This window comes from Nostoc sp. (assembly GCF_036917395.1).
Taxonomy (GTDB): Bacteria; Cyanobacteriota; Cyanobacteriia; order Cyanobacteriales; family Nostocaceae; genus Nostoc.
On sequence record NZ_JBALDI010000072.1, the window covers coordinates 40,120 to 59,861 of the forward strand.

The 19,742-nt window shown below is 40.6% G+C and carries 18 protein-coding genes; 9 read left to right on the forward strand and 9 right to left on the reverse strand.

The features are described from left to right. Positions 1–129: 129 nt before the first annotated feature. On the reverse strand, positions 130–348 hold the full coding sequence (locus tag V7K46_RS24435; RefSeq protein ID WP_335117730.1) for a hypothetical protein: 219 nt from the start codon (positions 346–348) through the stop codon (positions 130–132). 222 nt (positions 349–570) lie between these two features. Between V7K46_RS24435 and V7K46_RS24440 the strand changes: the two genes are divergently transcribed. From V7K46_RS24440 to ureG, 5 genes are all read left to right on the forward strand, one after another. Beyond that, entirely contained in the window at positions 571–1,476 is a 906-nt protein-coding gene (locus V7K46_RS24440) for a hypothetical protein (RefSeq protein WP_335117732.1), read from the forward strand. Between the two features lie 15 nt (positions 1,477–1,491). Beyond that, entirely contained in the window at positions 1,492–2,742 is a 1,251-nt protein-coding gene (locus tag V7K46_RS24445; RefSeq protein ID WP_335117734.1) for a patatin-like phospholipase family protein, read from the forward strand. Positions 2,743–2,942: 200 nt separating this feature from the next. Beyond that, a complete protein-coding gene (gene ureE / locus V7K46_RS24450; protein ID WP_335117736.1) occupies positions 2,943–3,389 on the forward strand; it encodes an urease accessory protein UreE in 447 nt (148 codons plus the stop codon). Next, the gene (locus V7K46_RS24455) at positions 3,364–4,056 is read left to right on the forward strand and encodes an urease accessory protein UreF (RefSeq protein WP_335117738.1); all 693 of its coding nucleotides are present in this window, start codon (positions 3,364–3,366) and stop codon (positions 4,054–4,056) included. The genes ureE and V7K46_RS24455 overlap by 26 nt, the downstream gene beginning before the upstream one ends. Before the next feature lie 41 nt (positions 4,057–4,097). Then, positions 4,098–4,694 (forward strand): urease accessory protein UreG, encoded by a 597-nt coding sequence (ureG, locus tag V7K46_RS24460; RefSeq protein ID WP_335117740.1) that lies wholly within the window; start codon positions 4,098–4,100, stop codon positions 4,692–4,694. 153 nt (positions 4,695–4,847) lie between these two features. Here ureG and V7K46_RS24465 read toward each other — a convergent pair whose 3' ends face one another. The 4 genes from V7K46_RS24465 to V7K46_RS24480 form a co-directional block, all read right to left on the reverse strand. After that, positions 4,848–6,734: an ABC transporter ATP-binding protein gene (locus V7K46_RS24465; RefSeq protein ID WP_335117743.1), complete on the reverse strand. Its 1,887-nt coding sequence runs from the start codon at positions 6,732–6,734 to the stop codon at positions 4,848–4,850. Between the two features lie 212 nt (positions 6,735–6,946). After that, the gene (gene aqpZ / locus V7K46_RS24470; protein WP_335117745.1) at positions 6,947–7,732 is read right to left on the reverse strand and encodes an aquaporin Z; all 786 of its coding nucleotides are present in this window, start codon (positions 7,730–7,732) and stop codon (positions 6,947–6,949) included. A 498-nt stretch (positions 7,733–8,230) separates the two neighbouring features. Next, on the reverse strand, positions 8,231–8,803 hold the full coding sequence (locus V7K46_RS24475; protein ID WP_335117747.1) for a single-stranded DNA-binding protein: 573 nt from the start codon (positions 8,801–8,803) through the stop codon (positions 8,231–8,233). A 295-nt stretch (positions 8,804–9,098) separates the two neighbouring features. Further along, positions 9,099–10,355, reverse strand: a complete 1,257-nt coding sequence (locus V7K46_RS24480; RefSeq protein WP_335117750.1) for an FAD-dependent oxidoreductase — start codon at positions 10,353–10,355, stop codon at positions 9,099–9,101. Between the two features lie 174 nt (positions 10,356–10,529). Here V7K46_RS24480 and V7K46_RS24485 point away from each other — a divergent pair, with 174 nt between their 5' ends. Next, positions 10,530–11,867 (forward strand): ABC transporter ATP-binding protein, encoded by a 1,338-nt coding sequence (locus tag V7K46_RS24485; RefSeq protein ID WP_335117752.1) that lies wholly within the window; start codon positions 10,530–10,532, stop codon positions 11,865–11,867. Positions 11,868–11,869: 2 nt separating this feature from the next. Here the strand turns inward: V7K46_RS24485 and V7K46_RS24490 are convergent, their stop codons facing one another. Next, positions 11,870–12,241: a DUF5615 family PIN-like protein gene (locus V7K46_RS24490; protein WP_335117754.1), complete on the reverse strand. Its 372-nt coding sequence runs from the start codon at positions 12,239–12,241 to the stop codon at positions 11,870–11,872. Then, entirely contained in the window at positions 12,238–12,468 is a 231-nt protein-coding gene (locus V7K46_RS24495) for a DUF433 domain-containing protein (protein ID WP_322729008.1), read from the reverse strand. Before V7K46_RS24495 ends, V7K46_RS24490 begins: the two co-directional genes overlap by 4 nt. 326 nt (positions 12,469–12,794) lie before the next feature. On the opposite strand from V7K46_RS24495, the gene V7K46_RS24500 reads away from it, so the two are divergent. Both V7K46_RS24500 and V7K46_RS24505 read left to right on the forward strand, forming a co-directional pair. Continuing rightward, positions 12,795–13,058 (forward strand): hypothetical protein, encoded by a 264-nt coding sequence (locus V7K46_RS24500; protein WP_335117757.1) that lies wholly within the window; start codon positions 12,795–12,797, stop codon positions 13,056–13,058. A 408-nt stretch (positions 13,059–13,466) separates the two neighbouring features. Beyond that, positions 13,467–16,181 carry an AAA-like domain-containing protein gene (locus V7K46_RS24505; RefSeq protein WP_335117759.1) on the forward strand — a complete coding sequence of 905 codons (2,715 nt, stop codon included), beginning with the start codon at positions 13,467–13,469 and terminating at the stop codon, positions 16,179–16,181. A gap of 266 nt (positions 16,182–16,447) precedes the next feature. On the opposite strand, the gene V7K46_RS24510 is transcribed toward V7K46_RS24505, so the two are convergent. After that, entirely contained in the window at positions 16,448–16,810 is a 363-nt protein-coding gene (locus V7K46_RS24510) for a hypothetical protein (RefSeq protein ID WP_335117761.1), read from the reverse strand. 388 nt (positions 16,811–17,198) lie between these two features. On the opposite strand from V7K46_RS24510, the gene V7K46_RS24515 reads away from it, so the two are divergent. Further along, positions 17,199–19,070 (forward strand): AAA-like domain-containing protein, encoded by a 1,872-nt coding sequence (locus V7K46_RS24515; RefSeq protein WP_335117762.1) that lies wholly within the window; start codon positions 17,199–17,201, stop codon positions 19,068–19,070. A gap of 159 nt (positions 19,071–19,229) precedes the next feature. On the opposite strand, the gene V7K46_RS24520 is transcribed toward V7K46_RS24515, so the two are convergent. Further along, complete coding sequence (locus V7K46_RS24520) at positions 19,230–19,505, reverse strand: hypothetical protein (protein ID WP_335117764.1); 276 nt, start codon at positions 19,503–19,505, stop codon at positions 19,230–19,232. Positions 19,506–19,742: the final 237 nt, after the last annotated feature.

The window sequence follows — 19,742 nt, forward strand, 5'->3', positions numbered from 1 at the left end:
ACAAACTCAAAAAGTGTTAGAAAATGACAAATTAGTTTTTTCATTTTTAATCGGCTGAAAGCTTTACTCTGTAGGCGTTACGGGTGTCAAATAGTTTTTAATTAGATAAAAATCTAAAGCTAATACAAGTTAGTGATTTTGTACGGATAAAAATGCATAAAAGATAATTTCTCCACGGCGATCGCTGGTATTTTTAGCACAATACGCTTGGGTTAAGCATTTTTTTCTCTCTGTTTCCTCTGCATCTCTGTGGTAGTCTGCAACAAGCCGCTTTGCGTCTACGTTAAAAAAATTGGCTTTGAAAAAAAGTTTGACCCTTAACTCAAGCGGATTGATTTTTAGCAGCATTAGCCTGCAACGTCCAACAGCATTTTTAATTCAATCAGTACCTGCAATATTGGCTCTAGTGCTTTTAGGATTGCGGAAAGGTTGAATAGAATTTAATAATAATTATTTAGTCATTCTGAAAAAAACAAACAGATAGAACAACCAAATCTAAGTAAAAGTGGTGATATTATTTCATCATCAAGTTTGGATTCTAGTTACATAATAAGAAGTTGAGGTTTAAATATGAAAAAATTTATCTGGTTTTTGCCAGTGTTGGCAGTTCTAGCAACATGGCTACCAAGTTCCGATGCTGTCTGGAAATATCTTTTCTTCTTGCGCCTGCCTATTTTGATGGGTTTATTCCTTTTGTTTCTTCCTAAACTTGCCAAGGATTGGCTGCCAGCCATGTTGAAAAATCTATTTGTACTTCGCAGCAAGTGGCAACTGGCAGTCGTAATTGTGAGCGCAATTGGAGCCGGAACATCAGTAATTTCAGTTGCAGCCATCATTCTGCATAACGCACCAGCTCGCTTTGCTGTACCACCAACAATAGAAATTTCTGAATTTTGGCAATATGGAATAGCTATTGCCTTAAGTTTATACATTTGCATGATCGCCTTTGATCTCTCCCAAGAGAAGCTGAACAACAAAGAAAGACGGTGGGGAGCATTTGTAGGTGCGTTATTGGGAATTGGGCTACTATTTGTTATTAGTTTTATCAGAGACTGGTTAAGCTCAAACGCTTTCTTAAAAAAGATACTTGCTGATATCGTTTATTTCGTAGGCAAACATAATACATTTGGTTATATTAATCCTCAAACAGGTGAATTGAGTGGGGGACATCTGACAGCAATTGCTTATCTTCTAATTGGAGTAGTTATCTACATTACTGTTGGTTTACGTTTTAATCCCAAATCAGAAACAAATCGACCTGAAGCGCCGGCACTCCTATATGTGCTACTTATAATATCGATGGTGACACTTTTCTATGGAGGTGCAACATTCTATTTTGATTACTTTCGGATTCCTGTACTAATTTTATTTACTGCTTTCTCAGCTATTAGCTATATTGCCTTTGATGTTAATCACTTTTTTCAAGTCAATAAGTTCAAGGATAGTGAAGATAAAAAGAGAGACAATAGGGATTAAACTAATTTCCAAGAATTGCTAAAAAAGCGTCTCCAACATCAAGATAGAGAACGAACTTTAGTGATTATTTGTGCTAGTGGTGGTGGAATTCAAGCAGCAGGATGGACAGTGCAAGTGTTAAGTGGTCTCCAGGAATTATTAGGAGAGTCATTTACCAAAGCAATTGGCTTGATTAGTGCTGTCTCAGGCGGTTCGGTAGGAACAATGTACTATCTAGATCGCTTTAATAAAGATGGCTTTTTAGAAGAGAGCGAGCAGGAAAAATATAACAAAACCACTAGTTTTTATGCTGCTACTAAAGATAGTTTAGATGCCGTTGGTTGGGGTTTTGTTTATTTGGACTTATGGCGATTCATCGGATTTCCATTCATTGTTCGCCCAGAGTTTGATCGTGGTACAGCAGTTGAGATAGACTGGCAGGGTGAAATGAAGGAACCGAAAAAGATAAAAACCTTTGGAACCTGGCGAAAACAGATTTTTGATGGCGAAATTCCTATTCCTGTATTCAATGCCACTTTAGTCGAAAATGGTTGGCGATTTTTGATTACTCCAGTAACCTTTAGCAACACTCCTGAGAAACAAAAACAGTATATAGACTTCAATACTCTTTATGAAGCCTGTGATATCAATGTTGTAACGGCTGCAAGACTATCAGCAACTTTTCCCTATGTCTCTCCCATATGTCGCGGCAGTGTAAACATTCAAAATAATAATTATCACGTTGCGGATGGAGGTTATTTCGATAACTCTGGCTTTGTAACGGCAGCCGAATGGCTGGATGAACAGCTTAATGAATGGTCAAAAACTGAAAATAGTTTAAATGTAAAACGAGTCCTTATATTGCAAATCAATCCTTTTCCTAAATCTGCTTCAACAGAAAACGTGCAGGGGAATGGAGGCTGGTTTATGGCGACTATAGGGCCATTACTGGCAATGTTCAAGGTACGCGATCCGGTTTTAGCATCTCGAAATGCAAAGGAAGCAGATTTGCTGGCTAAAAAATGGGAGAACAAGGTAGATATCCAATACTTTCCCATTTTCTTCCCCTCGGAATCTGAAATATCTTCAAAATTTGCAGTATCTGAATTTTACAAAGATGGTCGGTATCGTCCGCCTTTATCCTGGAAGTTAACTGATAAAGAGAAGCAAGCTATTCAAGATGGTTGGGAGGCGATAAAAATAGGAAATAACATTCAAAAAATTAAACAACTCTGGCACAAAACTTGGAATATGCCAAATTCCACAGACTCTACACCAGAAGATTAACTACTTGCTTCTGGTGTGCGTAGCAAACTTTAAAAGCGAGGGTACGAGCATCACTCAAAGGGTTACAGGTGACCTTTTTTGAATTAAAAATTAAGAATTTTGAAAAATAATAATTTTTAATTTTGAGAAGCGACTTGACAGGTAATAGGAAGGTACTAATTAGAATCATAATAAAAAGCGGAAGTTCAGACGAAACTTTTATGCTGACATTTACGCAACTTAAACCACCTAATCCTGATGCCGCAGTTACTTTTAGTCTGGCGCTGACAGCAGAAGAACGTACCCGCAGTCGTCATCGCTTTGAAACGGCAGATGATAAGGTTGTGTTTTTACATTTACCCAGAGGAACTGTGTTACACGATGGCGACATTCTGCAAGAAGAAACCCATAGCAGTTTAATCAGAATTACTGCCAAACCAGAACTCGTGCTGACTGCCTTTGCCCAAACACCACTTTTATTACTAAGGGCAGCATACCATCTGGGAAATCGCCATGTACCTGTAGAAATTACTCCAACTTATTTACGCTTGTCCCCAGATTCTGTTTTACGCACAATGTTGGAACAATTGGGGTTAGAAGTTAAAGAAGAAATTTTACCGTTTCAGCCAGAATTGGGAGCTTATGGACAACACCATCATGCTCACTGATAGCCATCTTTTGAGTATTTTGCAGCTGGCTAGCCCCGCTTTGCCTGTGGGAGCATATAGCTATTCTGAAGGCTTGGAAATGCTGGTGGAAAATGGTACGATCGCTAACCAGACACATCTCAAAGATTGGTTAAAAGCAGAGTTGCTCTCCGGGGCAATTCGACTAGAGGCGGCGGTGATGGTACGATCGCAGCAAGCTACAAAAACGGGTGATATTGAGTCCCTATGCCGTTGGAATCTGTGGTTATCCGCTGCTAGGGAAACAGAAGAGTTACGCGCTTCTAGTTGGCAGATGGGGCGATCGCTCGTCCAATTACTTGGTAAACTAGAACCGCAGATTGTGCCTATTGCCAATGCTGTCGGTAATCCGTGCAATTATGCGATCGCTTTTGGCATTGCCATTGCCCATTGGCAAATCAGTATCAAAGCCGCATTACTCGGATATCTGCATAGTTGGGCAAGTAATTTGATTACTGCTGGCGTCAAACTTATCCCCCTTGGACAAACAGCAGGACAGCAGTTATTGCTAGATTTGCAACCATTATTTAGTACTACGGCGTTAGAAATTTTAGCGTTGGAGGATGATCAACTCGCCTGTTGTAGTTGGGGTTTGTCGCTAGCGAGTATGCAGCATGAAACGCAGTATACAAGGTTGTTTAGGAGTTAAGAGAGACGCGATTAATCGCGTCTGTACAGGAGTGAGGAGTTATGAATGCATTTCGAGTGGGGGTTGCTGGGCCAGTGGGTTCGGGGAAGACGGCTTTAGTTGATGCTTTATGTAAAGGGTTGCGTGAGCAGTATCAGATTGCGGTGGTGACAAATGATATTTATACTCAAGAAGATGCTCAGTTTTTAGTGCGTTCTCAGGCGTTGGCAAGCGATCGCATTTTGGGTGTAGAGACTGGTGGTTGTCCTCATACTGCTATCCGCGAAGATGCTTCGATGAATTTGGCAGCAATTGAACAGTTAGAGGAACGTTTTCTCGATTTAAATTTAGTCTTTTTAGAAAGTGGCGGCGATAATTTGGCTGCTACCTTTAGTCCAGAATTGGTGGATTTAACTATTTACGTCATCGATGTTGCAGCTGGTGATAAAATTCCCCGCAAAGGTGGCCCCGGCATTACTAAGTCTGATTTATTGGTGATTAACAAAACTGACCTTGCCCCCTATGTTGGTGCAGATTTAAGTGTAATGGAACGAGATACTAAAAAAATGCGCGGTAATAAACCTTTTATTTTTACTAATTTGAAAACTCAGTCTGGACTTGCAGATGTAATTAACTTTGTTTGCACAAATATCTGTTAAAAAAGAATTTTATATAACGGTTTTCGTTTACGTGGGGTACAGCCGTAGGGGCACGGCACTGCCGTGCCCCTACACCTCGCGATCCAATGTTGTACCGCATCTGAATGGAAACCGCCATAACCCACGTATAGACGCGGTTTCTAACCGCCCTTTTTATAAAGCTTTCAGATGACCACTTCGCACGCGTTCAGAACTACCAGTAGGAATTGCAGCAATTAATTTTTGCGTGTATTCCTCTTTGGGTTCCAGATAAATACTTTCGGCTGTCCCTTCTTCAACAATTTGACCGCGATTCATGACTAAAATGCGATCGCTCATAAATTTAACTACACTTAAATCGTGAGAAATAAAAATATAAGTAAGCTGAAAATCTGACTGTAATTCTTTGAGAAGATTTAATACCTGCGCCTGTACTGAAACATCCAGCGCTGAAACTGATTCATCGCAGATAATAAATTTAGGATTTAACGCCAAAGAACGGGCTATGCAAATCCGCTGACGTTGACCGCCAGAAAACTGATGAGGATAGCGGTTGATCGCATCTGCACTCAACCCCACCCGTTCTAAAAGTTCGGCTACTCGCTGGCGTCGTTGTTGCTTGGTCTTACCAACAGAGTGAATTAACAATGGTTCCATCACCGCGTCCCCGACCTTCATCCGTGGGTCAAGAGAACTGAAAGGATTTTGGAAAACTATTTGCATTTCCCGCCGCAGTTTTTGCAACGGTTCTCCTTTGAGACTAGTAATATCTTGTTTCTCAAAGATAATCTCACCACTCATCGGTTCAATTAATCGCAGTAAGGTTCTACCAAGGGTGGTTTTACCGCAACCAGATTCTCCCACCAAACCTAGTGTTTCCCCTGGTTTGACATCAAAGGAAACGCCATTGACTGCCATATTGTAGCGTTTTGTACCACCAAACACCCCGCGCACCGGAAAAGCAACTTTCAGGTTGCGGATTTGCAGCAGGGGTTCCTTCTGATTGAAGCTTGTCAATCTTGCAGCAATCTCTTCAGTGGTGACTTCTGTGGGTTGTGCGGGTTCTTTCGCCTGAATTACTACTTGTCCCGTTGGTGTCTCTTCTGCACTCATGTAGTCAGAAACGGTGAGTAATTTTTGGGGACGGCGGTCAAGTGTGGGGCGGCAGGCTATCAAACCTTTAGTATATGGATGCTTGGGACTGCTGAAAATTTGCCGAGAAGTACCAGATTCGACAACTTTGCCTTTATACATCACCGCTACTTGGTCAGCAATTTCCGAAATTAGCCCCAAGTCGTGGGTGATGAAAATCATTGCCATGTCACGGCTTTGTTGCAATTCTCGGATTAACTCCAAAATTGTTGCTTGCACCGTTACATCCAAGGCTGTGGTTGGTTCATCGGCAATTAAGATTAATGGGTTGCAAGAAATTGCCATTGCAATCATTACCCGTTGCAACTGACCCCCAGAAAGTTCATGAGGGTAGCGTTCTAGCATGGCTTCTTTATGTTCTTTAACCAACTGTGACAACTTTGATGGTTCTGGTTTTGATGAATTGCTGTTGGTTTGAGGCCAAGTTTCGATATACTGCTGCTGTATCTCCTCATCGCTAGGTAGAAGTTTAACCTCTTGCAGACCTGCGATCGCAATTTGTCGTGCTTGGGCTGCTGACACATTTTGATGCCGCATAATCGCTTCTGTTAGCTGAAACCCGATGTTATAAACCGGATTAAGCGAACTCATCGGTTCTTGAAAAATCATGGCGATGTCGCCACCCCGGTGCAACTGCATTTGCTCAGGAGGCAATGTTACTAAATCGATGGGGTTAGCATTCTCTTGAGGACGAAACCAGATTTCACCGCCAGTAACCATACCCGGAGTTTGCAACAAACCCATTACAGCTAGGGCTGTCACTGATTTACCACTCCCCGACTCTCCTACTATTCCTAGAGTTTCACCTCGATGTAGCCCAAAGGAAATACCATCCAAAGCTCTGACGTTATTGCCATCACCGGGAAATTCAACTTGGAGATTGCGAACCTCTAGGACAGTTTCTCTCATAGGAGTTGGGTATGAATCTTAACTTAAAATTATTTGGATTTTAACAATAGTTTTGATGTATGTGTAGGTAAATCGGTAGTTAAGTATGTCTAGTTTTGATTGAGTTTGATTTGTGGTTGCGCTACGCGCAACCGTACATCTCGTTGCATGTAGATCGAATTCGACTCTGTGCTTGAAGCACCTTGGAGTCTGATAACTTGCAACTTGGGTTACTATCGTCGCGAATAATCATCCACATCGGGCGAAAATTCACGTTCTGCCTCACCTACAACTGGTGCGCCTGATTCACCTAAAGCCTTTGAATAGAATAAACCTGCTAATATCGCACCTAAAATTGGAGCTACCCAAAACAGCCATATTTGCTTAAACAGTTCTACACCAGCAAAAAGTGCTGGACCAGTACTACGAGCAGGATTGACTGATGTATTCGTTATGGGTATGCTAATCAAATGAATCAGTGTTAGTGCCAAACCGATAGCAATTGGTGCAAAGCCCTTTGGCGCACGACCATCTGTTGCACCTAAGATCACAATTAAAAAAATGAAGGTAAGTACAACCTCTGTAATGAAACCAGCAGCCAGTGAATAGCCTCCAGGAGAATGTTCTCCAAAACCATTTGTCGCTAATGGATTGGAACCAGAAAGCGTGAATCCTGGTTTACCACTGGCAATTAAATAAACTAGACCTGCGGCTAATATTGATCCCAATACCTGAGCAATAATGTATGGAAGCAACTCAGAGCCAGGAAAACGCTTTCCTGACCAAAGACCAAATGATACAGCAGGGTTAAAATGAGCGCCGGATATATGACCAACTGCGTAAGCCATAATTAGCACTGTTAGACCAAAAGCCAGAGCAACACCTACAAAGCCAATTCCTAATTCATTGGCTTTAGCGTCTGGAAATGCTGCTGCAAAAACAGCACTTCCGCAGCCACCAAATACTAGCACAAATGTACCAACAAATTCTGCTAAACATCGTGTAAGAATTGATACCATCAATAGTTCCTTGCTTAAGCAACTGATTGAAAGCATTATAAATTAAGCGTTAAGAAATTTCTTTAAATCTTGTAACTACAGATTTAGCGCCAACACTGTTAAACTTATTAACTTTTATAGATGGTTGCAATAGCTTCCTAAAATGTGCTGGAAAACCTTGATTTTTCGTTTTTAGTTCTCAATCAGCTTAAGCTTTGTAGCACAAATCTTATTAATAGGATAGCTTCTTACTATATAGTGGTTCCTGATTTGGTGAGGTACGTTTTCAAAGTACTAACCTTGCTAAAAAAGATTTGGGTGTACCTCAGTTGCTTAAAAAACGGTATAACTTTCTCTATTTCTAACTCACTCGATAGTTAAACTAAGCAATATCTCACAACAAGATGCAAAGCGTTAACGCAGACAAAAAAATAGCACATCCTCAAGGATGGCTATTTGCAGAAATTGTCTAATCGTAATGTTTAGTTAGCAAATTGAATACACGCTCAACTACCAACTTTAGAAGGGAATATCATCTGGATCTGGTTCTTCCTCTTTCACTGCTGGATAAGTGGTTCGCTCATATGTGGGTTGGGGTACGGGTTCGTAAGTCTTCGTTTGGGGAGTAACGCCAACAGGATTTGCAGCCGGGGTAGGTGCTGGACGCGGCGAATCGTAAGTGGTAACCTCTTTCTGTGGAGGACGAGATGCTGAAGATGGTTGTCGGGGAGCAGTTTCAGTGAATGATGGAGTTACGGTTGCTGAGGGCAATGGATCAGTATTAAAACTACCTCCAACAGATTGAATTTGTTGTACTGTCAATTCAGCACGTTTTTCTTTAAAACCTTCTTGACGATCAACAGTATTCATACTTAAACGTCCTACCAAGATAACGCGATCGCCTTGGTGGTAGTTTTGCTGAATTTCTGTCGCTAAATTCCCCCAGCCAACAACTTTCAAGGTGGCTGGCGGATCTTCTGGTTTCTGGGAATTGGGAAACTGCACCAGCATTTCCGTAACTCCCAGATTATCCGCTGTATAGCGAAGTTGTGGCTCGTTAATAATTTCCACCATCAAAACGCAGCTGTTCATTAAAATTACTCCTGACTGCAAAAAGTACTGATTGAAAAAGAGGGGGTTTTTCTATGTAGTTTCAATTAATATCTAGATATGTTTAATTGTTTGCATTTTTTAATAATGTTTGAACAAATTTTCTACATCCACTCCCAGTTTTTAGTCCTTTCTAACATAAAAGCCAAGCGATCGCTTTGAACAGCATTGAATATGCCGCTCGCCACTCTCGCCTGACTAAATGAGCATTGAATTCTGTCTTGAGTAGTATAATTGTACCATCCATTGAGGAAATATCAAAAATTCTCAGCAATAATTAAGTTTTGACGTGAACTGGAAAAACACCCAAGGCGATTAACCTGGCTGGTAGGTCGCGCAAGATGGGTAAGCGTAAAAACGCAGGTGGTACAAAGGTGCGATTTGAGGTAAGAACCGGGGCCAATACCCGCTTTTGGACAAAAGTTTGAAACGCCTGAATGATGCGTGTGGGCAACTCGCGTTGACGTTGTACTTTTGCTAAGTCGCTAAGTTGTACTTCTCGGTTTTTGAGCGGTTTGCTGAGTACATTCGCCGCGACTACAGCATCTTGAATCGCGTAGTTAATGCCAACTCCACCAACGGGGGACATTATATGAGCTGCATCACCAATGAGTAACAGTCCCGGACGATACCAGCGTTTGACACGGCTGGACTCGACTGAGAGAAAAGCTATTTGTGACCAATCATGTAAATTTTGGATGCGTTGCTGGAATTCTGGCACTACTTCGACAAAAGATTTTTTTAATTCCTCCAAACCCGCAGCCCTTAGTTGTTGATAGCCTCCTTTAGGAATAACATAGGCAAGTTGCCACTCATCACCACGGTCAAGCATGGCGATTAGCTTACCTTGACCAAAGCGCCCCATTCCCCCTTCAGGGTCTTCTGGCTGACGTGGTAGGCGAAACCAGAGGACATCCATTGGCGGCGAAGTTTCGATTGATTCAAACTCACCCAGGTGGCGTAAACGTGAGTGGCGACCGTCTGCACCAACTGTCAGTATTGCCCGAATTTCATGCCAACCACCGCCTCCTCGATAGCGGACACCTTGAATCACACCATTTTCCGTAATTAATTCCTGCACATTCGCACCCATTACCAGATGGAAATTAGGATATTTTTGTGCTTCTTGGGTGATGAACTCCAGGAATTTTACCTGGGGAAGCATTGTAATGTAGGGATAATGGGTTTTCAGATGACTAAAATCTGCAAATGTGACAGTATCTTCAGGAGTTTGAATACTAATTTGGCGCATTTTGGTATGGGGAAGTCCTAGCAAGCGATCGCTAAGTCCCAATTCCTCCATAATTTCCATCACCGATGGATGAATCGTATCGCCACGAAAATCGCGATCCAAGTCTTTGTGTGCTTCCAGCAGGATCACAGAAATGCCTTGACGCGCTAACAACAGCGCCAATACTGCTCCTGCTGGCCCTCCACCCACAATGCAACAATCTGTAGTTTGTCCGTCTACAATGTCATGGACAGTGTTAACGCTTGGGTCTTGGGAAAGATTTTTAGGTACATCGGTAGTCATAACAACACCTCCTGACAGCCCTAAAATTTAGAATAGTTTGTTTTTTATGGTAAAAGCTGTTTTTTTAACTTTTCGTATTTAGATAGAACGTGTATTATGGGCGCTAAAGTGTCATTAGTCATTAGTCCCTTTTTCAAGCCAATGCCCAATATTCAATGACAATAATTAACAGTTGTGTCTCAAGTTATTTTAGAAAACGTTTATAAAAGTTTTTCCTCGCGTAAAGGGGAAAGTGTGACTTCACAAACCCAATCTCCCCTCACGCTTGGGGAGAAGACTGATGCAGCGCAAGAGCGTGCAGGAAGTGTCAACGTCTTGCGGCGGATTAACCTAACGATCGCAGATGGCGAGTTTATGGTGCTGGTAGGCCCTTCTGGTTGTGGTAAAAGCACCCTGCTGCGCTTAATCGCCGGGTTGGAAGTGATGACTGGCGGTAATATCTGGGTAGGCGATCGCTTGATCAATGACTTACCACCCAAGGAACGCGACATCGCAATGGTGTTTCAAAATTACGCCCTCTATCCTCACATGACGGTGTATGACAACATCGCTTTTGGGTTACGCCGCAGGCAATTAGGGAATAGGGAATGGGGAATAGGGAATGGGGAAAATCAGCATTCCCCACTCCCCACTCCCCACTCCCCACTCCCCAACTGGGCAGAAAATCTTTTTGTGGGGGCGACAAGAAAGTTACCTAAAGGACTCCGCTACATTTCTGACAAAGAACGGGCAGTCAATGAGCAGGTGCGTAGTGTTGCTCAACTGTTGCAAATCGAAACATTGCTGAAACGCTTACCCAAACAGCTATCTGGGGGACAAAGACAACGAGTTGCACTGGGACGAGCGATCGCACGTGACCCTCAAGTATTTTTAATGGATGAACCGCTTTCTAACTTAGATGCCAAACTGCGGGCGGAAACCCGCGCCCAAATTGTCAAATTGCAGCGCCAACTGGGGACAACGACAATTTACGTTACCCATGACCAAACCGAAGCGATGACAATGGGCGATCGCATTGCAATTATGTCCGAGGGTAAAATTCAGCAAGTTGCTTCTCCCCTAGAACTTTACAATCGCCCTGCCAACCTTTTTGTAGCAGAGTTCATTGGTTCACCACCGATGAATTTTATTTCTGTAGAATTTCATGCCCCGCAGTTGATTACTCATTCCCAGTTTCGTTTCACCCTCCCAGAAGTCTGGGGAAAAGCTTTACAAAAATATGATGGGAAAACTCTAATTTTAGGTATTCGCCCAGAACACTTGAACTTGAGTATGCCTGCCACCAAAAATCTACCAGTGCAAGTAGATTTGGTAGAGAATCTTGGCAACGATTCCTTTCTCGCTGTTAAGATTGCCGAACCGGGATCTAAACCTGCTACTATAGCCAATTATTTACAAGTACGAATCCCACCAGACCGATTTGTACAAGTTGGCGAGCAACTTTGGTTATCTCTAACTCTAGAGAAAATTCACTTTTTTGATCCGGAAACTGAGTTAGCGATATTTCCCTAAAACTATCCGCGCCTAATTGGTAGAATACGCACTCTGGATTGGGTTTGATCAACAGTGACCAATGCGCCTGTCTCTAGTGAAGACTCAAACTGATTCAGGGCGGAAATAACTAGATTTTCCGTACTGTTCGGCAAAACATCCTGGGTACGAACCTGAATGACACTGGGAGTATCGACACCTGTCGCAGCTAGCAGGGAACCGAAGTCTAAATCGTGAGTAAAAACGATATATCCATTAGTTCTTGCCCACTCCATAATTATTGAATCTTTCTCACGGCGATCGCCAACGGTAGACCAGTGAACAGCAGCAATATTGTACCTCTTAAAAACCGCAACCCAATCAGGGGAAAGGTTCATATCAATCAAAATTTTCATGCACTTTTGAGAGGAACTTCAATCTCTTCAACCCGCCATGCAGCATAGGCAAGTGCTTCATAGATGTCGGCTTCTTCAAGGTAGGGATATGCTTTGAGAATGTCGCTATTACTGTGTCCAGATGCCATTAATCCGACGATAGTGCCAACAGTGACACGCATTCCTCGAATACAGGGTTTGCCGCCCATTACTTCAGGATTACGAGTAATTCTAGTGAGATTTTGCATAATTTTTGTAGAATGGGAGTAAGGTTATGGGATTGAGAAACCAAAAATGGCTGTGTCAATCTTTTTTATTATTGAACTCTTACCACCTTCCAGGCTAACTGATTGCTAATCTTCACTTAAGGATAATTGTAGCGACTGTTTTAAAAGTCAAGCGACGCCGAATAGCCCGTCGTAGACATCGCTTTGTTTGTGGAAATTTATGAAAGCGATACCTACGGTGATCACTGAGCCTTGTCGTACCACTTCTCCTTCGGAGACGCTAGCGCGAACGTGGAAGCAAGCTACGCGCAGCGTCTGTCTGCGACACGCTGCGCGAACGTAGAGAAGTGCGGGCTATTCGGCGTCGCACCTGTGTACTTGATCGCGGTGCAACAAAGTTTGAAGTACCTCAAAACGACTTTCAAGTACCTGAAAACGACTTTGGAGTACCTGAAAACGACTTTGGAGTACCTGAAAACGACTTTGGAGTACCTCAAAACGACTTTGGAGTACCTCAAAACGACTTTGGAGTACTTCAAAACGACTTTGGAGTACTTCAAAACGACTTCGAGGTATCTGTTGCTTATATAGCAGTCCTAAATCATTCGTGAGAATTTGAGATCGTTTTAACCCCCCTATAGTCCCCCCTTGGTAAGGTACTGTGTATACACAATTCTCAAGTAGTTGATAAATCTCGGTTTTACCCCACCCTAACCCTCCCCTTATAAAGGGGAGGGAACAATATTTTTTCTGTTTTCCCCCTTTATAAGGGGGGTAATTCGACTTGTGTATAGACGGTAGCCAAGGCATCGGGGGGACGGCTCAGACATTGAGATCAAAAGTGCGATGCCTGCTCTGGGCTACGCGATCGCCTAATATTGTAGATTGGGTTGTAGCTTGCTTCTCCTAATTGGTAAATCAAAATTTTTATGCACTTATGAAAGAAACTTCAGCCTTTAAACCGTATATTGTGTCTTAATTGACATATCACCTGGGTACTCCCCATGTAGAGTATGACTATGAACTCGCCTGTTCCCCAAGATTATCAATATCAATTCGGTGGTAGCCTTCCTGCTAATGCACTTACCTACGTCACACGCAAAGCTGATGCAGATTTGTATCAGGCTGTGAAAGCTGGAGAGTTTTGTTTTGTCCTCAACTCTCGACAAATGGGTAAATCCAGTTTGCGTGTCCGCACAATGCAAAGGTTACAGCGTGAAGGAATTGCTTGTGTATCTATTGATTTAACCGCAATTGGGACATCAGAGCTAACGTCTGAACAATGGTATTCTGGGATTATTGATACTATTGCTGGTTCTGAAAGTTTAAACTTAGGTGAGCAGTTTGATATAGATGAATTATGGGAAGAAAATTCCCGCTTTTCTGATGTGCAGATTTTTGGTAAATTTATTGACAAATTACTAAAACTAATCTCCACACAGATTGTTATTTTTATAGATGAAATTGATAGTGTTCTCAGTTTAAAATTTCCGGTTGATGATTTTTTTGCTTTAATTCGAGCTTTCTTTAATCAAAGAGTTGATAATCCTGAATATCAACGCATTACTTTTGTGCTTTTGGGAGTAGCTACCCCTTCTGAGTTAATTCAAGATAAAAAGCGTACTCCTTTTAATATTGGCAAAGGAATTGAATTAACCGGATTTGAATTTGCAGAAGCTTTACCTTTAATAAAAGGATTCTCTGGACAAACTAGCAACCCAGAAGCCTTACTAAAAGCGATTTTAGACTGGACTGGAGGACAGCCATTTTTAACTCAGAAAGTCTGTGAATTTGTCCGTAAATCTGCAACTGTAATTCTCTCTGGTGAAGAAGCTGCTTTTGTAGAGAATTTAGTCAGAGATAGAGTGATTCAGAATTGGGAATCTCAAGATGAACCGGAACATTTTAGAACGATTCAGGATAGAATTTTAAAAAGAGATGAACAAAAAGCAGCATACTTATTAGATTTATATCAACGAGTATGGTACTCAAACGGAATAGATATTGATAGTAGTATTGAACAGAGTGATTTACAGTTAGCGGGAATCGGTGTTAAAAAAGAGAGAAAATTAAAGGTTTATAATCTGATTTATCAAACTATTTTTAATAATTTATGGATTGAGAAAACTTTAGGCAGTTTGCGTCCTTATGCAGAGAATTATCGTCAGTGGATATTATCAGGAAAACAGGATGATTCTAGGTTATTGAGAGGAAATGCTTTAGTAGAAGCTTCAATTTGGGCAAGGGATAAAAGTTTAGGTTTTCAAGATGGAGAATTTTTAGCCGCTAGTCGCACACTACAGCGAAAAGAGGAACTAGCAGAAACAGAAATCCAGGCAGAATTAGAAAGGGAAAGGAAAGAAAGGGAAGCAGCAGAAAGGGCTAGAAAAATTGAAGGTAAAGCTAAACAGAAAGCAGAAAAGCAATTGATAACTGCTAGAAAAAGAATGCGTTTTGGAGTAGTGGTTTTATTTATCACTTTAGTGATTACAGGCTTGTTAGGAATAGCTGCATTTATCGGGCTTGAAACCGCTAACAGAAATACAAATGAACTCAAGCAATCAATTACTAAAATTAGAGAACTATCAACGGTGGCTTCTCAACTTCAACAAAAAGGAGAAACAAACCAAGCCAATCAGTTTTTAAATATTGCAGGTTTGGTTTTGCAGGGTAAAATTAATAATCCCAAGTTAAAAGAGGCTTTATTAGATAGTTCTCTGGTTTTAGGATATCAATATCTAGTTGATCAAAAAAACGAGGTGAATAAAAAAAATGATTTAAAAAATGCTGAAATATATTTTAAAAAAATCCTACCAGAATTATCAAAAATAGAAAATGAAGTTGAGAATAATTCAAATAATTTAGCAACTTTAGTTTATATTAACTATGTTAAAGGTAAATTAGAAGAACGCTCAGATAAAGTTAGGGCTTTAGCAGATTACAAGAAAGCATTTAAAAATATCAAAAGTCTAGAATCTCAGTTTAAGTCTAATCTTGAACTATTTACTTTAGACCTAAATATTCTCTACAATGGCAATGCTGATATTGTGGCTTTGCTTTATCGTCAACTTAAAGAATTAGACGGCTCAAATCCAGATTATGATAAATATTTAAAGGAACATTTATTAAATGAATTAGACTATTTAATGAAGCAACAAAGATGGAGGGAAGCAGATTCAAAAAATTGGCAGTTTCTTCTCTATTTGGCAGGAAAGAAAGAACAACCCCTATTAGATTTCACTGATGTCAAAAACTTCAATTGTAAGGATTTAAAACAACTAGATACACTTTGGGTTAATAACTCTAACGGGTATTTTGGTTATAGTGTCCAGAAAAAAATATATTTGGCTAATGGAAATTCTCTCGATTTTGATTTGGAGAAGAAAGAATGGAAAAATTTGAACCAGAAAGGGTATAATGATTTTACAAAAATTGTGGGATGGAGAGGACAGGATGGCGAGTGGAAGGAATATAAGGAATTACCCATGAACCTGAGGGATACCCAGTTGGAATTATCTAAGAGGGGTGAACTCCCGAGATATCGAGGATGGGTAGTGTACCCGAAGTTGCATTCTATTGAGTTTGAGTTTAAGGAGATTTATGCGATAAATGTGGAGGCGAGGAGGAATTCAAACTTGGACTTAGGGGCTATGGTGCAGGGGTTGATTTGGGGGGGTAGGGGACAGGAGTTTGGGTTGATGGTGGGTTTCTTTTCTTCATGCAGAGACTTGTAAATTGTAGCAGATAAAGCTTTCAGAGAATTGTAAAGATTTATTTATGGGATATTTTCCACGCAATAATAAGGCTCTGGGAGATTCCATATCTGGCACTAGGCAATGGACAACCTAAAGAAAAAAACAAACAGCACAAAGGGAATTGAGAACAGCTAATTTAGAGTCGTTGATATTACCAGTAAGTAGTAAATTCCTCTAAAAAAGACATCTTTAGTGATAAATAGAGACACTACTCCTATCTTCATTTCAAATCATTGACTATGAACTCAAAAAATCATCCCTGCAACTTGTGGATTGTAACAATTAGCAAAAATAAATTTTTCAGCCACATCAACAATTTCTGGATTACTTGCTTCCCAACTATCCCAAGGCAATCGCATCTGTCCTGGTGATGTTTTTTTACCTTTGTCTTTAATTACTTTTGGCAAAAATTGATTACCCCAAGAATAGTGTTTTTCTGTTTTCGCTTTTGGTTTGTACTTTTTACAAAAAAACCGGTATTTAGCAGCACATTCATTCAAAGTTTTACCCAACGCTAAAAAAGCCGGATGCCAAGTTGTTAAACCATCATCCCCAAGTCGGTCATAGGTTCCATAATTACTAAAATCATAGAAAAAGCCTTCTTGCATTCCCGCTGCTTTCGGATTGGCGTGAATATACCGCAACGTATTCAATGCCCGTTGATGGTCACTTTTAGGACTTACGCACTCACATCGACCAACCCACCCTAAAAAGGGGGCTTAAGAAGTTCCCCCCTTTTTAAGCTACGGTGTACACATAAGTCTGAAAATAGCTGAAGAAGACAGGTTTTACCCCACCCTAACCCTCCCCTTGTAAAGGGGAGGGAACCGGAAATCTTATTTCCCCCCTTTATAAGGGGGGATTAAGGGGGGTAATACAACTTGTGTGTAGACCGTAGTCCAAGTAGTGACGTAATAGCTGTATCCTAGTTTTAAGTCGCGCTGTGGCCGTGGCATAAGAAGAATTTGTCATCCTCTAATTCTCCCCATAATATCTATGCCCTTTAACATTTTTTCTAAACACCCAAAACCTGAACCCGCAGACATGACTGGTTTAATCAAAATATCAGGATGTGACAACCCTAAGCGGTGCGGGGATGTGATTTTTGTTCACGGCTTAGGTGGCCACGCACGCGGAACTTGGCATCCGCAAGAACTACGCAACGATGATAATTTCTGGTTAACGTGGCTTGCACAAGAAAGACCAGATTTAGGTATTTGGTCTTTTGGCTACAAAGCTGAATCCTTTGAGTGGAGAGGTTCAACAATGCCACTTTTTGACCGTGCTAGTAATTTACTGGAATATTTACAAGTTAATGATATTGGCAAATACCCAATAATTTTTATCACTCATAGCATGGGTGGATTATTAATCAAAGAAATGCTGCGTAATGCTCAGACATTTCAAAAGAAAGCAGTTATTCAACAGACAAAAGGCATTGTATTTCTATCGACTCCTCACACTGGTTCTCATCTCGCTAACTTAGTCGATAAAATTGGTATTGTGGCACGAACCTCTGCTAGTGTTAATGAATTGAAATCACATATTCCCCAACTGCGTCAACTTAACGAGTGGTATCGGCAAAATGTTGATTCCTTGGAAATTACTACAAAAGTTTATTATGAAACCAAGTCCACTCAAGGTTTTTTAGTTGTAGACCCAGATAGTGCTAACCCAGCTATCAAAGATGTCCAACCTATCGCTACAGATGACGACCATCTTTCTATCACCAAGCCAACATCAACAAATAATTTAGTTTACAAGGGAGTTAGTCAGTTTATTAAGCAACAATTCCTAACTAATGTAGGCATTGTTGAACAAGCAACACCAAAAGTAAAACAGAACAACTCCTCAGTGATTTTTGAAAATACTGATGGCCAAGTTCCTCTTAACTCGCCCTTTTATATCGACCGTCCAGAGGTGGAAATTAAATGTTATGAGTCCATCCTCCAACCAGGAGCGTTAATCCGCATCAAAGCGCCGCAAAAGATGGGTAAAACTTCTTTAATGAGCCGCATTCTTGAGCATAGTAAACAAAAAGGTTATCGCACAGTTTCTCTTAATTTATGGAGTCAAGAAAATCTTACCGATCTCAATAATTTTTTACAGGCATTCTGTGCAACTCTGAGTTATGAATTAGGGTTAGAAGATAAAATAGATCAATCTTGGAAAAGACGCTTAAGCAGTCAAGTTAATTGCACTAATTATTTAAAAGACTATTTATTAAAAAATATTGATGTTCCCTTAGTATTAGGCTTAGATGATATTGATAAAATTTTTCCTTATCCCGAAATTGCTCAAGAATTTTTTGCTCTCCTCCGAGCTTGGCATGAAAACGGTAAAAACGAGGAAATCTGGCAAAAGTTGCGTTTAGTAATTGCTCATTCTCAAGAAGTATATGTTTCTTTAAATGTCAATCAATCCCCCTTTAATGTGGGGTTATCTGTTGAATTAGGAGAATTCAACGCCACACAAATAAAAGAATTAATCGAACGACATCAATTAAATTGGTCAGATACACAAATCGGACAATTAACGGGAATGATTGATGGTCATCCTTATTTATTAAGGACTGCTCTTTATCAAATTGCCACAGGGTATTTAACTTTAGAACAATTTTTGAAAGTTGCTCCCACTGACGAGGGATTATTTAGAGACTTCTTACATCCCTATCTTTCACTGCTGGAGGAAGATATATTGTTAAAAACAGCGATCCAAAAAGTGATCAATAGTGATATTCCTGTAAAGTTAGACTCTACACAAAGTTTTAAATTACGCAGTCTAGGCTTAATTGAATTTAAAGGAAATGAAGTTCAATGCCTTTGTAATTTATACCGCTTTTATTTCCGAGAACGCCTATCCGAATGATTACACCCAGCTTGAGAAGATGAAACATCAATAATGAGTGGTAAAATGATTAGCGATGTCTACAACGGGCTACGCCTACGCAGCACCAACATTAAAGGCGATGCCTACGGCGGCAAGCTACGCACTCTTGTATCTTAGTGAACAATTAATCAAATAAATTTAACAAAGCTTTCGCCGACCCTTTTGGCAAGCATTACAGGAAGAAGTTTTCGGCTCAAAATCAATACAAGCGATCGCTTCCTCAGAACAAGCTTTTTTTGGGTGTACAGTACATTTGAGGCGGTAGTCGTTGGTGAAATATTCGCAACCAGAACAGGGAATTTCATGCAGCGTTTTTAAATGAATTATCCCTTTTTTTAGGGTTAACCAGACACTACCAATAAATAGAATCATTATTGTCCAAGTGCAAAAGGCGCACAAAATCATAGTTAACATTAGTTATCCTCCTAAAAATTCCAAAAAAATGCCCGCAGTCCACTGCTGTTAACCGCAGGCATAGGACTTTATTTAGCTAGGGTTGAGCGAAACTTAATTAACTATTAGCTTGATGCAACGATCGCCAATAGTGCCAAACATAACCTAATACCATTTCTGTATGAAGCTGCGCTAAATTATCACCAAGGGTAAATTTGGTTTAAGCGTGATGGGTTTAAGATTACAAGTCGAAATAAA